General features: G+C 62.1%; 14 protein-coding genes. 12 read left to right on the forward strand and 2 right to left on the reverse strand.

All coding sequences use genetic code 11. The features are described from left to right. Positions 1 to 10: 10 nt before the first annotated feature. A complete protein-coding gene (locus FN835_RS06680; RefSeq protein ID WP_036760069.1) occupies positions 11 to 349 on the forward strand; it encodes a P-II family nitrogen regulator in 339 nt (112 codons plus the stop codon). 74 nt (positions 350 to 423) lie between these two features. Further along, positions 424 to 1830: a type I glutamate--ammonia ligase gene (gene glnA, locus FN835_RS06685; protein ID WP_142662428.1), complete on the forward strand. Its 1407-nt coding sequence runs from the start codon at positions 424 to 426 to the stop codon at positions 1828 to 1830. A 49-nt stretch (positions 1831 to 1879) separates the two neighbouring features. Here glnA and FN835_RS06690 read toward each other — a convergent pair whose 3' ends face one another. Next, positions 1880 to 2929, reverse strand: a complete 1050-nt coding sequence (locus FN835_RS06690) for an alkene reductase (protein WP_142662429.1) — start codon at positions 2927 to 2929, stop codon at positions 1880 to 1882. A gap of 129 nt (positions 2930 to 3058) precedes the next feature. On the opposite strand from FN835_RS06690, the gene purB reads away from it, so the two are divergent. From purB to gap, 4 genes are all read left to right on the forward strand, one after another. After that, positions 3059 to 4375 (forward strand): adenylosuccinate lyase, encoded by a 1317-nt coding sequence (gene purB / locus FN835_RS06695; protein WP_142662430.1) that lies wholly within the window; start codon positions 3059 to 3061, stop codon positions 4373 to 4375. A gap of 60 nt (positions 4376 to 4435) precedes the next feature. After that, positions 4436 to 5473 carry a FliG C-terminal domain-containing protein gene (locus FN835_RS06700; RefSeq protein ID WP_142662431.1) on the forward strand — a complete coding sequence of 346 codons (1038 nt, stop codon included), beginning with the start codon at positions 4436 to 4438 and terminating at the stop codon, positions 5471 to 5473. A gap of 65 nt (positions 5474 to 5538) precedes the next feature. Next, entirely contained in the window at positions 5539 to 5682 is a 144-nt protein-coding gene (locus tag FN835_RS21190) for a hypothetical protein (protein WP_185958605.1), read from the forward strand. A gap of 151 nt (positions 5683 to 5833) precedes the next feature. Next, positions 5834 to 6835: a type I glyceraldehyde-3-phosphate dehydrogenase gene (gene gap, locus FN835_RS06705; protein ID WP_142662432.1), complete on the forward strand. Its 1002-nt coding sequence runs from the start codon at positions 5834 to 5836 to the stop codon at positions 6833 to 6835. Positions 6836 to 6915: 80 nt separating this feature from the next. Here gap and FN835_RS06710 read toward each other — a convergent pair whose 3' ends face one another. Continuing rightward, the gene (locus FN835_RS06710; RefSeq protein ID WP_246098664.1) at positions 6916 to 7215 is read right to left on the reverse strand and encodes an antibiotic ABC transporter; all 300 of its coding nucleotides are present in this window, start codon (positions 7213 to 7215) and stop codon (positions 6916 to 6918) included. 138 nt (positions 7216 to 7353) lie between these two features. Here FN835_RS06710 and pyrC point away from each other — a divergent pair, with 138 nt between their 5' ends. The 6 genes from pyrC (at position 7354) to FN835_RS06740 (ending at position 13788) form a co-directional block, all read left to right on the forward strand. Continuing rightward, the gene (pyrC, locus tag FN835_RS06715) at positions 7354 to 8397 is read left to right on the forward strand and encodes a dihydroorotase (RefSeq protein ID WP_142662434.1); all 1044 of its coding nucleotides are present in this window, start codon (positions 7354 to 7356) and stop codon (positions 8395 to 8397) included. Continuing rightward, the gene (locus tag FN835_RS06720) at positions 8394 to 9065 is read left to right on the forward strand and encodes an orotate phosphoribosyltransferase (protein WP_142662435.1); all 672 of its coding nucleotides are present in this window, start codon (positions 8394 to 8396) and stop codon (positions 9063 to 9065) included. Before pyrC ends, FN835_RS06720 begins: the two co-directional genes overlap by 4 nt. 151 nt (positions 9066 to 9216) lie before the next feature. After that, entirely contained in the window at positions 9217 to 10716 is a 1500-nt protein-coding gene (locus FN835_RS06725; RefSeq protein WP_142662436.1) for a replicative DNA helicase, read from the forward strand. Then, positions 10713 to 11075 (forward strand): DMT family protein, encoded by a 363-nt coding sequence (locus tag FN835_RS06730; protein WP_142662437.1) that lies wholly within the window; start codon positions 10713 to 10715, stop codon positions 11073 to 11075. The genes FN835_RS06725 and FN835_RS06730 overlap by 4 nt, the downstream gene beginning before the upstream one ends. A gap of 57 nt (positions 11076 to 11132) precedes the next feature. Next, positions 11133 to 12329, forward strand: coding sequence for a multidrug effflux MFS transporter (locus FN835_RS06735; RefSeq protein ID WP_142662438.1), 1197 nt, complete (start codon positions 11133 to 11135; stop codon positions 12327 to 12329). Between the two features lie 64 nt (positions 12330 to 12393). Continuing rightward, entirely contained in the window at positions 12394 to 13788 is a 1395-nt protein-coding gene (locus FN835_RS06740; RefSeq protein ID WP_142662439.1) for a helix-turn-helix domain-containing protein, read from the forward strand. The last annotated feature ends 131 nt before the right edge of the window (positions 13789 to 13919 follow it).

Consider the following 13919-nt stretch of genomic DNA (forward strand, 5'->3'; position numbering starts at 1 on the left):
GGATCAGGCGATGAAGAAAGTCGAAGCCATCATCAAGCCCTTCAAACTGGATGATGTGAAAGAAGCGCTTCAAGAAGTTGGCGTCCAAGGCCTGTCGGTCACCGAAGTCAAAGGCTTTGGCCGTCAGAAAGGTCATACGGAGCTTTATCGCGGCGCCGAATATGTCGTCGATTTCCTGCCCAAGGTTAAGATCGAGATGGTTCTGCCCGACGATCTGGTCGAAGCAGCAGTCGATGCCATCATTTCGGCCGCGCGGACCGAGAAAATCGGTGATGGCAAAATCTTTATCATCCCCGTCGAACAGGCTATTCGCATCCGTACCGGTGAAACCGGCGACGACGCCGTCTGATCCTGACGATACGTGCAAGATTTAAACATCCCGGCCGCGGCGGCCGGGGCTGACTGACTGGAGGAAGGACCCCAATGAAAGTCAAGGAAGTTCTCGATCTGATGAAGGACGAGGACGTCGAATATGTCGACATCCGCTTCACCGATCCCAAAGGCAAGCTTCAGCACGTCACGCTGGTCGCCGATCTGGTCGACGAAGACTTCTTCGAAGAAGGCTTCATGTTCGACGGCTCCTCGATCGCTGGCTGGAAATCCATCGACCAGTCCGACATGAAGCTGATCCTCGATCCGGCGTCGGTCTATATCGACCCCTTCTATGCCGAAAAAACCCTTTGCGTGCACTGCAACGTGGTCGAGCCGGACACCGGCGAAGCCTATTCGCGCGACCCGCGCGGCACTGCCGTCAAGGCCGAAGCCTACCTGAAATCCTCGGGCATCGGCGATGCTGCCTATTTCGGGCCGGAAGCTGAATTCTTCCTGTTCGACGACGTGAAATATGCAATCACGCCGCAGAAAGTCTCGTTCGAGATCGACGCAGCAGACGCCGCATGGAACACCGACACGGTGTATGAAGACGGCAACCTTGGCCACCGTGCAGCCCACAAGGGCGGCTATTTCCCGGTGAACCCGATCGATGCCGCGCAAGACATCCGCGGCGAGATGCTGTCCACCATGAAGCGCATGGGCATCAAGGTTGACAAGCACCACCACGAAGTGGCGACCGCCCAGCACGAGCTTGGCATGATCTTCGGTGGTCTGGTCCAGCAAGCCGACAACATCCAGAAATACAAATACGTCATCCACAACGTGGCTGCCGCATATGGCAAATCGGCGACCTTCATGCCGAAGCCGATGAAGGGCGACAACGGTTCGGGCATGCACGTGAACATGTCGATCTGGAAAGACGGCAAGCCGCTGTTTGCAGGCGACAAATATGCCGACCTGTCGCAGGAGGCGCTGTATTTCATCGGCGGCATCCTGAAGCACGCGAAAGCTCTGAACGCGCTGACCAACCCGGCGACCAACAGCTACAAGCGTCTGATCCCCGGTTTCGAAGCCCCCGTTCTGCGCGCTTATTCGGCCCGCAACCGCTCGGGCTGCGTGCGTATTCCGTGGACGGAATCGCCCAAAGCCAAGCGCGTCGAAGCCCGCTTCCCCGATCCGGCGGCCAACCCCTACCTGGCTTTCGCAGCATTGCTGATGGCCGGTCTGGACGGCATCAAGAACAAGATCGATCCCGGCCCGGCTTCGGACAAGGATCTGTATGATCTGCCGCCCGAAGAACTGGCGGAAATCCCGACCGTCTGCGGTTCGCTGCGCGAAGCTCTGGAAGAGCTGGAAAAGGACATGGACTTCCTGCTGGCAGGCGACGTGTTCACCCGCGACCAGCTGGAAGGCTACATCAAGCTGAAGTGGGAAGAGGTCTACGCCTACGAACACACCCCGCACCCGATCGAATACGCGATGTATTACAGCTGCTGATCGGCAGGGACGAATTGGGAAAGGGCGCCGCAGAGGCGCCCTTTTTCATTCAGGCAAAGGGATAGTCGGTATATCCCTTCTCGGCCCCGACATAGAAGGTCGAGGAATCAACCGCATTCAACGCCAGCCCCTTGGCAAAGCGTTCCGGCAGGTCGGGATTGGCGATAAAGTCCTTGCCGAATGCGCAGGCATCCGCGCGTCCGGCCACAACCAACGCCGCAGCGCTTTCCTGCGTCAGCCCTTCGTTTGCGATGACCAAGCCACCGAAGGCGGCCTTGATGTCATCCATCACGCTGTCCGCGCCCAGATGCTCGCGCAGACCGATAAATGCGATGCCGCGCGCCTTCATCTGCTGCGCGACATAGGTGAACAGCGCCTTGGGATCGCTGTCGCCCATGTCGTGATCGTCACCACGCGGCGACAGGTGCAGGCCCACGCGGTCCGCACCCCACACGCTTGCCACTGCATCGACCACCTCGCAGACCAGCCGCACGCGGTTTTCGATGCTACCGCCATAGGCATCGCTGCGCTGGTTGGTGCTGTCTTGCAGGAACTGGTCCAGCAGATAGCCGTTCGCCGAATGGACCTCGACCCCGTCAAAGCCCGCTGCCTTGGCGTTGAGCGCGGCTTGGCGATAGGTCTCGATCAGGGCGGGGATCTCATGGATCTCCAGCGCACGAGGGGTAACGTAGTCCTGTTTGGGACGCACCAGACTGACATGGCCCGCAGGCCGGACCGCACTGGGGGCCACCGGCAAGGCACCATCCAGAAACATCGGGGCCGAGATGCGCCCCACATGCCAGAGCTGGCAAAAGATCACCCCGCCCGCGCCATGCACCGCATCGGTGACACCGCGCCAGCCCGCAACCTGTTCCTGATTCCAGATGCCCGGCGTGCCCGCATATCCCACGCCCATCGGCGTGACCGAAGTGGCCTCGGTCAGGATCATGCCCGCCCCGGCCCGCTGGCGGTAATACTCCGCGACCAGCGCATCGGGCGCCCGCGCCTCGCCGCTGCGCGAGCGGGTCAGGGGGGCCATGACGATGCGGTTTTTCAGGGTCAGCGGCCCCAGTTCCAACGGGTCGAACAGCGTGGGCATGTGATGCTCCTTGGGTTTGTGATGGAAGATTTGCGACATGTGCGCGTCCCCCGCGGCATCATGTATCCCCCGCGCAGTTGCGGGCAAGGGGTCTTGCCGCTAGAACCCCCGCAAACACAGGAGTTTCCGATGATCCCGCGCTATTCCCGCCCCGAAATGGTCGCCATCTGGTCGCCCGAGACCAAGTTCAAGATCTGGTATGAGATCGAGGCATATGCCTGCGATGCGCAGGCCGATCTGGGCGTGATCCCGCGCGAAAATGCCGAAGCCGTCTGGAAGGCCAAGGATGTCGAATTCGACGTCGCCCGCATCGACGAAATCGAGGCGGTGACCAAGCATGACGTCATCGCCTTTCTGACCCATCTGGCCGAACATATCGGCAGCGATCAGGCGCGGTTCGTGCATCAGGGCATGACTTCGTCGGACGTGCTGGACACCACGCTGAACGTGCAACTGGTCCGCGCTGCCGACATCCTGCTGGCCGATATGGACCGCCTGCTGGCCGCGCTGAAGACCCGCGCGCTTGAGCACAAGGACACGGTTCGCATCGGTCGCAGCCATGGCATTCATGCCGAACCGACTACGATGGGCCTGACCTTCGCCCGCTTCTATGCCGAAATGGACCGCAACCGCACCCGTCTGCAGGCCGCCCGCGAAGAAGTGGCGACCGGCGCAATTTCGGGCGCTGTCGGCACCTTCGCCAATATCGACCCGGCGGTCGAGGAACATGTCTGCGCGAAACTGGGCCTGCGCCCGGAGCCGATCAGCACGCAGGTCATCCCGCGCGACCGTCACGCGATGTTCTTTGCCACGCTGGGCGTGATCGCATCGTCCATCGAAAACGTCGCCATCGAAATCCGCCACATGCAGCGCACCGAGGTGCTTGAGGCGGAAGAATTCTTCAGCCCCGGCCAAAAAGGCTCGTCGGCGATGCCGCACAAGCGCAACCCGGTCCTGACCGAAAACCTGACCGGCCTTGCCCGTCTGGTCCGCATGGCCGTCGTCCCCGCGATGGAGAACGTGGCGCTGTGGCATGAACGCGACATCAGCCATTCCTCGGTCGAGCGTGGGATCGGGCCGGACACCACCATCACGCTGGATTTCGCGCTGAACCGTCTGGCGGGCGTGATCGAAAAGCTGGTCGTCTATCCCGAAAACATGCTTAATAACATGAACAAATTCAAAGGTCTGGTGATGTCGCAGCGCGTGCTTTTGGCGCTGACGCAGGCCGGTGTCTCGCGCGAGGATGCTTACCGGCTGGTCCAGCGCAACGCGATGAAGGTCTGGGAACAGGGCGCGGATTTCAAGACCGAGCTGCTGGCAGATGCCGAAGTGACCGCCGCCCTGTCGCCCGCCGAGATCGATGAGAAATTCGATCTGGGCTATCACACCAAGCATGTGGACACGATTTTCGCCCGCGTCTTTGGTGAAAACGGCGGGCGTTAACCGCCTGTTCGGATTTAGCTGCCAGATTGCCCCCGAAGACACGGATTCGGGGGCTTTCTCATGTCCATCGCCATATTGGCAGCACCACAGCTGACCCATCGCCAAAAGGCTGCGGTGATCGTGCGCCAAGTGCTGGCAGAAGGTGGCGATATGGACCTTGCCCGCCTGCCCGCGCCACTTCAGGCAGAACTGGCGCAGGAAATGGCGCTGATGGGCCTGATCGACCGCGACACCCGCAATTCCGTCATCGCCGAATTCTGCGACAAGCTGGAAGCGGTGGGGCTAAGCTTTCCCGGCGACATCGACGGCACGCTGGATCTGCTGGACGGCCATATCTCGGCCGATACCACCGACCGCCTGCGCCGCATGGCTGCACTGAACGGCACGGGCGATCCGTGGGAACGCATTGCTGCGCTTTCGACGCATCTGCTGGCGGAACTGGCCCGGACCGAGGCGGTAGAGATTGCGGCCATCCTGTTTTCGCGCCTGCCCGTCCCCCGCGCGGCCGAAGTGTTCGGGCTGCTGGATCCCGACCGCGCGCGGCAGATCGCCTATTCCATGTCGCTGACCGGCACGGTCGAGGCGCCCGCGCTGCGTCGCATCGGGCTGGCTCTGATACAAGCCGCAGACGCCATCCCGCGTTCCGCGATCGAGGGCAAGGCCGTGGACAAGGTCGGTGCTATCCTGAACTTTACCCCCGCCACCACGCGCGACACGGTTCTGGCGGGACTTGATGACGATGATGCCGACTTCGCTGGCGAGGTGCGCAAGACCATCTTCACATGGGCCAATATCCCCGCCCGGATCGATCCTCGCGACATCGCCCGCATCACCCGAGAGGTCGAGGGCACGGTGCTGATCAAGGCGCTTGCGGGTTCGAAAGGGGCAAATCAGCCCACGGCGGATTTCCTGTTGGGCGGCCTCTCCTCGCGCCTGGCCGAGTCGATGCGAGAGGAGATGGAAGCTTTGGGCAAGGTCGCCAGCAAAGACGCCGAGGAAGCGATGGATCAGATCGTCGCAGCCATCCGCCGGATGGAGACGGCAGGCGATTTGTTCATGATCGCACAGGACCCGGACGAGGAGGAGATCGGTGCCTGACCCTTGCCCCCCTGTCGTGGGTGGCCTAGCACTTGGGCGCGAAACCAGGCATCGGGAAAGACAGCATGACCAACCGCATCGCTTTAGTGCTGGGCCTGATGGTGATCGCGATGTTCGCCATCGATTCCGCATTTTTCGCCGGTTCTCTGCCGCTGTTCCTGGGCAAAAAGATAGCCTCGCTGATCGAATATGTCAGCTTCTGGCGCTAACATCGGCAGGCAGGCGCGTTCCCCTGTCGAGTCAAGGCGCTAACATACGAATTTCAGAAACTTTCGCCGCTTTTCGGCCCTCTGGCATTTGCATTCGCCCGCATTTGCGGTCTATCAGCACGACGAAGCATCTCATCGGCGGAGGAATCCCATGGCTGTCAAGGTGGCGATCAACGGTTTTGGCCGGATCGGACGGAACGTGCTGCGCGCGATCATCGAATCGGGGCGCAATGATATCGAGGTCGTGGCGATCAACGATCTTGGCCCGGTTGCGACGAACGCGCATCTGCTGCGCTACGATTCGGTCCATGGCCGCTTCCCGGCTACGGTGACGGCGACCGAAGATACGATCGACGTGGGCCGCGGCCCGATCAAGGTCACCGCGATCCGCAACCCCGCCGAACTGCCCTGGGGCGACATCGACGTTATCATGGAATGCACCGGTATCTTCACCTCGAAGGAAAAGGTGCAGCCGCATCTTTCGACCGGCGCAAAGCGCGTGCTGATCTCGGCCCCTGGCGACAACGCCGACAAGACCATCGTGTTCGGTGTGAACCACGACACGCTGACCAAGGATGACATCGTCGTCTCCAACGCAAGCTGCACGACGAACTGCCTGTCGCCCGTCGCCAAGGTGCTGAACGACACGATCGGAATCGCCCGCGGCTTCATGACGACGATCCACAGCTATACCGGCGACCAGCCGACGCTGGACACCATGCACAAGGATCTGTATCGCGCCCGCGCCGCCGCGCTGTCGATGATCCCGACCTCGACCGGCGCTGCCAAGGCCGTGGGCCTGGTGCTGCACGAACTGAAAGGCCGTCTGGACGGCGTCTCGATCCGCGTGCCGACGCCGAACGTCTCGGTCGTCGATCTGGTGTTCGAAGCATCGCGCGACACCACCGTTGCAGAAATCAACGACGCGATCCGCGCCGCTGCCGATGGCCCGCTGAAAGGCATCCTTGGCTATACCGATGAGCCGCTGGTGTCCTCGGACTTCAACCACGACCCGCATTCGTCGGTTTTCCACATGGACCAGACCAAGGTCATGGAAGGCAAACTGGTCCGCATCCTGTCGTGGTATGACAACGAATGGGGCTTCTCGAACCGCATGTCCGATACTGCGGTCGCCATGGGCAAACTGCTCTGATCGCTGCCCCGCCCCGGAAAACACGAACGCGCCCCCATCGGGGCGCGTTTCGAATTTCCGGGCCATGGCTGGCGTCGGGATCAACCGCGGGTCAGGCGCTTGACATTGGCACGGGTGCGCTTGCGGTAAGGCTTCAGAGCAGCGGCCATTACCTCGTCCGCGCGCTGACCACGCCCCGCGGCGCTGATCGCGGCAAACATCGCCTCGGTCGCGGCATCGGCCTTTTCGACGACCATGCGCGTCGGTTCGGTCGCTTCCTGACGGACAAGGCCCATCATGCCCGCCGTCCGCAGCGCGATGACCATCTGCGCTTCCCATGTCATGCGCGCCATCTGGCCCCACAAAACCAACGGAGCCTGCGCCGCACCAAGATTGAACATACCGTAACCCATAACGCACTCCGATCCGTTGCCAGGGATGCGAATAGCTGCACCCGTTGGCGCCTTTTGCCAAGTCATCCTTTCGGACAGATGCCAACGGCTATTTCCATGCATCCACGCTGGGTATAGAGGGAAACCATGACGAAATCCGTAACGCTCCGCCGCCCCGACGACTGGCATCTGCATCTGCGCGATGGCGCGATGCTGGCCGCAGTTGCAGCATATTCCGGCCATTTCGGCCGTGCGATCATCATGCCAAATCTTGTGCCGCCGGTCCTGACCGGCGCGCAGGCCGCCAGCTATCGCGACCGTATTCTGGCCGCACTGCCCGAAAATGTGACGTTGCGTCCACTTATGACGCTTTACCTGACCGAAACCACCGAAGCCGCCGATCTGGTTCAGGCGCATCGCGATGGAATCATCTCGGCGGTCAAGCTGTATCCGGCAGGCGCCACGACCAATTCGGCCTCGGGCGTGCGCGATTTCGCAAAGGTCCGCCCCGTGCTTGAGGCGATGGCCGAAGCCGGCATCCCCCTTTGCATGCATGGCGAAGTTACGGATCCCGCCGTCGACATCTTCGACCGCGAGGCGGTGTTTATCGACCGCGTGCTGGACCCGATCCGGCGCGCAGTGCCGGCATTGCGTGTGGTGATGGAACATATCACCACGCAGGACGGGGTCGATTACGTCAGCGCCAACGACAATATCGGCGCAACGATCACCACGCACCACCTGGTCATCAACCGCAACCACATCCTGGTCGGCGGCATCCGCCCGCATTACTACTGCCTGCCGGTCGCCAAGCGCGAAACCCACCGTCTGGCGCTGCGCAAGGCGGCAACCTCGGGCGATCCGCGCTTCTTCCTCGGCACCGACTCGGCCCCTCATCCCGACCGCGCCAAGGAAAGCGCCTGCGGCTGCGCAGGTTGCTTCACTGCACCGAACACCATGTCGATTCTGGCACAGGTCTTCGAAGACGACGTTGCGCTGGACAAACTGGAAGGCTTCGCCTCGCTTCACGGCCCGGCCTTCTACCGCATGCCGGTGAACGACGACACCATCCGCCTGGTGAAACGCGACACGCCCGCCGCCTACCCCACCCATATCACCGCGGGGGACGAAACCGTCACCGTCTTCGACCCCGGCTTCCCGCTTTACTGGCATGTCGAGGATCAAGCATGACCCTGCCCTTCCCCCCGCGCGAGGAAATCGCCCGCCTCACAGCCCGTATGCTGCTGGAAATCAAGGCCGTGCATTTCAACGCGGCCGAGCCCTATACCTACGCCTCGGGCCTCAAGGGGCCGACATATATCGACTGCCGCAAGCTGATCTCCTATCCGCGCATCCGCTCGACGCTGATGGATTTCCTCGCGGCGACCGTGCTGCGCGATGCGGGCTTCGACGCTTTCGACAATATCGCGGGCGGCGAAACGGCGGGCATCCCCTTCGCGGCCTTCGTGGCGGAACGGCTTGAACTGCCCATGACCTATGTCCGCAAAAAGCCCAAGGGTTACGGCCGCAACGCCCGGATCGAAGGCGCGATGTCCGAAGGTCAGCGCGTCCTGCTGGTCGAGGATCTGACCACAGATGGCGGCTCGAAGCTCAGCTTCGTGGATGCCATCCGCGAAACCGGCGCGACCTGCGGCCACACTGCGGTGATTTTCTATTACGGCATTTTCCAGGAAACCACGCAGCGTCTGGCCGATCATGGCGTGCAACTGCACCACCTCTGCACATGGTGGGACGTGCTGGCCGAGGCGAAATCCCAAGGCTTCTACGACGAAGCAACCCTTTCGGAAGTCGAGAAATTCCTGACCGATCCGCGCGCCTGGCAAGCCGCGCATCCCTGATCTTCTTAGTTCTTCAAATACCCATGCCGCCCCTGCCACCTGCGCAAGGGGCGGCATTTCATTCACAGCTTATCCACAAGATATCCCGATGGACCCACGGGCGCATAAGGTGGATAAGAACCTTCTACCCAAATTACCCGGAGCCCGAGGGATGAGCGAATTGCGCGCCGTCGAAATCAGGAACCCCAGCGAGATCGCCGAAGCGGTCGCGGCTCAGGCCGTTCCCTTCTCGATCGAGGCCGAGCAGCAGCTTCTGGGCGCGCTTCTGACCAACAATGAGGTCTATGACCACGTCTCGCGCGTCATTCAGGGCAAGCATTTCTACGACCCCGTGCATCGCCGCATCTATGAGATCTGCGTCGAACGCATCGCCAAGAACGCGCTGGCAAGCCCGGTGACGATCAAGGCTTACATGGAAAACGACGCCGGCCTCAAGGAACTGGGCGGCCCGGCCTATCTGGCCCGTCTGGCGGGCGCGGCGATTTCGTCCCATGCCGCGCGGGATTATGCCCAGATGATCCGCGAATTCGCGCTGCGCCGCGACCTGATCCATCTGGGTCAGGAAATTTCGTCGCGCGCACAGACCGTCTCGGTCAGCGATTCCGCCGAGGATCAGATCAAGGAAGCCGAGCAGACGCTTTACAAGCTGGGCGAACAAGGTGTCGCGGAACGCGGCTTCCAAAGCTTCCTTGCCGCCGTCAGCGGTGCGCTGAATGCGGCCAATGCGGCATTCAGCCGGGGCGGCGGTCTGTCGGGCATCTCCTCGGGGCTGATCGATTTGGATGGCAAGATGGGCGGTCTGAACCGCTCGGACCTGATCATTCTGGCCGGGCGCCCCTCGATGGGGAAAACCTCGCTGGCCACCAACATCGCCTTCAACGTCGCCAAGGTGCACAAGATGGGCGAAATGCCCGACGGCAGCCAAGGCAGCGTCTCGGGCGGTGTCGTGGGCTTTTTCAGCCTTGAGATGTCGGCAGAGCAGCTTGCCGCCCGAATCCTGTCCGAAGCCGCCGAGGTGCCCAGCGAATCCATCCGCCGCGGTGACATGACCGAGGATGAGTTCCGACGCTTTGTCAAAGCCGCGCATGATCTGCAGAACTGCCCGCTTTACATCGACGACACGCCCGCTTTGCCCATCAACCAGCTGGCCGCGCGCGCGCGCAAGCTGAAACGGACCATGGGTCTTGATCTGTTGATCGTGGACTACCTGCAACTTCTGCGCGCCGCATCCGCCAAGGACAGCCGCGTGAACGAGGTGTCCGAGATCACCCAAGGGCTGAAAGCCGTCGCCAAGGAGCTCGACATTCCCGTCATCGCCCTGTCGCAGTTGTCGCGCGCCGTCGAAAGCCGCGAGGACAAGCGACCGCAGCTTTCCGACCTGCGCGAATCCGGCTCGATCGAGCAGGACGCCGACATCGTGATGTTCGTCTTCCGCGAGGAATATTACCGCGAACGCGAAAAGCCCGCCGACCACGAGTTGGACAAGATGGCCGCCTGGCAGCAGATCATGGAATCCTGCCATGGCAAGGCCGAGGTCATCATCGGCAAGCAGCGCCACGGTCCCATCGGCACGGTCGAACTCAGCTTCGAAGGCCGCTTCACCCGTTTCGGCAATCTTGAAAAGCATCGCAGCTGGGATAACCGCGAATGAACCTGCCTGTCCCGGTCCTGACCATCGGGTTGCTGATCGCCTCGAACATCTTCATGACATTCGCGTGGTATGGGCATCTGAAATTCAAATCGGCGCCGCTGATCACCGTGGTGCTGGTCAGCTGGGGCATCGCCTTCTTTGAATATCTGCTGCAGGTGCCCGCGAACCGCTTCGGCTATGGTCATTTCAGCGCCGCCCAGCTGAAGACCATCCAAGAGGTCATCAGCCTGTCGGTCTTCGTGCTGTTTTCATGGTTCTATCTGGGCGAGAAGATCACCTGGAACGTCGCGCTTGGCTTTGCGCTGATCTGTCTGGGCGCGTTCTTTATCTTTCATCGCTTCGGCGGTCCGGCACATTAATCGACTACCATACAAACGGCAGTTGCCTTTGTCCGCGCACCAAGCGATGACTTCGCCATGACCGCATCCGTCCGCAGACCCAGCCTGTTGACCTTGGTTTCCATCACGGGAACCGGGGCGCTTTCGATGAATATCTTCCTGCCGTCATTGCCCGGCATGGCGCGGCATTTCGACGTGCCCTATGCCACGATGCAGCTGTCGGTTTCGGGCTTTCTGGCGGTCAGCGCCGTCCTGCAACTGCTGTGCGGGCCGGTCAGCGACCGCTTCGGACGCAGGCCCGTGGTGCTGGGGTCGCTGTCGATCTTTCTGCTGGCGACGCTGGGAACGCTGCTTGCGCCCTCGGCGGGGTTGTTCTTGTTTTTCCGCATGGTGCAGGCCGTGATCACCTGCTGCTTTGTGCTGAGCCGCGCGGTCGTGCGCGACATCTTTCCGGCAGAACGCGCGGCCAGCATGATCGGTCTGGTGACCATGGCGATGTCGTTGGTCCCGATGATTGCGCCGACCATCGGCGGCGTGCTGGACGAAGGGTTCGGTTGGCGCGCCAGCTTCGTCACCATGGGCATCGCCGGCATCGCGGTCTGGCTGCTGTGCTGGTTCAACCTGACCGAGACGGCGCGCGGCGGCGGCATCCCGCTGCGCCAACAGATCGCGACCTATCCCGTCCTTGCGCGCTCGCATCGGTTCTGGGGCTATGCGCTGGCCGCGATGCTCAGCGCCGGGGGGTTTTACGCCTTTCTGGGCGGTGCGCCCTTTGTCGGGCAAAGGGTGCTGCAGATGACGCCTGCGCAGGTGGGTTACTGGTTCGCCGCGCCTTCGATCGGCTATGCGCTGGGAAATTTCATATCCGTCCGCTGGTCCACCCGTCTGGGCATGAACCGCATGATCCTGATCGGCGCGGTCACCTGCACCGTGCCTTTGGCTATCGCGCTGGTCATCGACCAGATGGGCGGACAATCCGCGCTGGTCTTTTTCGGTTCGGTCGCGTTCATGGGACTGGGCAACGGCATCCTTTTGCCCAACGCGAATGCCGGCATGATGAGCGTGCGGCCGGAACTGGCAGGCACGGCCAGCGGGCTTGGCGGCTCGATGTCGGTCGCGGGCGGGGCGGGGCTTGCAGCACTTGCCGGGGCATTTTTGCATGACGACGCGGGCGCGGCCCCCTTGCTGATCATCATGGTCGCCGTCGCGGCAGGTTCGATTGTGGCAATCCTTTGGGTCATGGCGCGCGAACGCAAGGTGCTGGGCCTGAACTGACGGGACTTGCGCGGGCGGCTTTGCAAAGCCTAGAAATGACTTTGCAAAGGAAAGGACGCAGCTCTTGGCCACGCAGAAGATCTATGCCGGGGTAGCGCTTCGCGACACGCGGGGCCGGGCTGGGCTGACGCAGCGCGCCTTTGCGGACCGGCTGGGCGTGTCGCTGCCCTATCTGTCGCAGATGGAGAACAACCACCGCCCGGTTTCAGCCGGTGTGCTGCTGCGTCTGGCGTCGGAATTCGCGGTCGATCTGGGGGCCATCGCAATGGGCGATGCCGAACGCATGGTCATGGACATGACCGAGGCGCTTGCCGACCCGATCTTTGACGCGCCCCCGCCCCGCGCCGATCTGCGATTGGCCGCGACGAACGCGCCTGCGCTTGTGCGCGCCTTTCTGGACCTGTATCGCGCCCATCGCGACGGTCAGGAACGGCTTGCGGCACTGGATGAAGCCTTGGGCGCGGGCGGGCAAAATGCCACCTCCTCACCATGGGAGGAGGTGCGCGATTTTTTCCACTATTGCGACAACTATATCGACGCGGTGGACCGTGCAGCGGAACATTTCGCCCGCAGCCATCCCGACACGACACCGCTGCAACGCGCGTTTGCCGGGCTGTCCCGGCGCGGCCTGACGGTGCAGATGGCGGAAATGGGCGGCGCTGCGGTCTATCTGCGCGATGCCAACCGCATCACGCTGAACGCCGCCGCCGGTCAAGCGACGCAGGCTTTTCAGCTTTTGCACCTGCTCGCGCTTGAGGCGCATGGCGATCTGCTGGACGCCACGCTGGAACTGGCGCGGTTTCGCAGCAACAGCGCCCGCGACATCGCACGTCTTGGGCTGGCCAATTACTTCGCGGGCGCCGCGATGATGCCTTACGGACCCTTTCTGCGCGCTGCCCGCACCGAGCGGCATGATCTTGAGCGGCTGGCCCATCTGTTCCACGCCTCATTAGAACAGGTGGCCCATAGGCTTTCCACGCTTCAACGCGGCGGTGATCGGGGCGTGCCGTTCTTTTTCGTGCGCGTCGATCAGGCGGGCACGATCACCAAGCGCCATTCGGCCACGCGGATGCAATTCGCCCGGTTCGGCGGCGCCTGCCCGCTATGGAACGTGCATCAGGCCTTCGAAACTCCGGGCCGCTTTCTGCGCCAATTGGCCGAGACGCCGGACGGGATGCGCTATCTGCTGCTGGCGCGCGACGTGTCGAAACATGCGGGCGCGTTCAACGCGCCTGTGCGCCGCTTTGCGATCGGGCTGGGCTGCGAGATCAGCCACGCCCGTGATCTGGTCTATGCCGATGGGCTTGATCTGGGCAATCCCAACCTGTTCGAACCCATCGGGGTGTCGTGCCGCATCTGCCCACGCACGACCTGTCATCAACGGTCGGTGCCACCGATGGACAGACATATTCGAATCCCCGCTGACAGGTCCGGGCCGCTGCCCTATGAAATCGCCTGATGCGCGCGAACGCAGACCGCCCGGTCTGGTTCCATAGACCTATACGAATCCCCAAGGCGAATTTGGGCATTTGCCCGGTTTTCAGGCAATTATTCAGGCCGTAAAACTTACAACCTCTTCCTACAGGCCAT

The sequence above is a fragment of the Paracoccus laeviglucosivorans genome (assembly GCF_900182695.1).
Taxonomy (GTDB): domain Bacteria; phylum Pseudomonadota; class Alphaproteobacteria; order Rhodobacterales; family Rhodobacteraceae; genus Paracoccus; species Paracoccus laeviglucosivorans.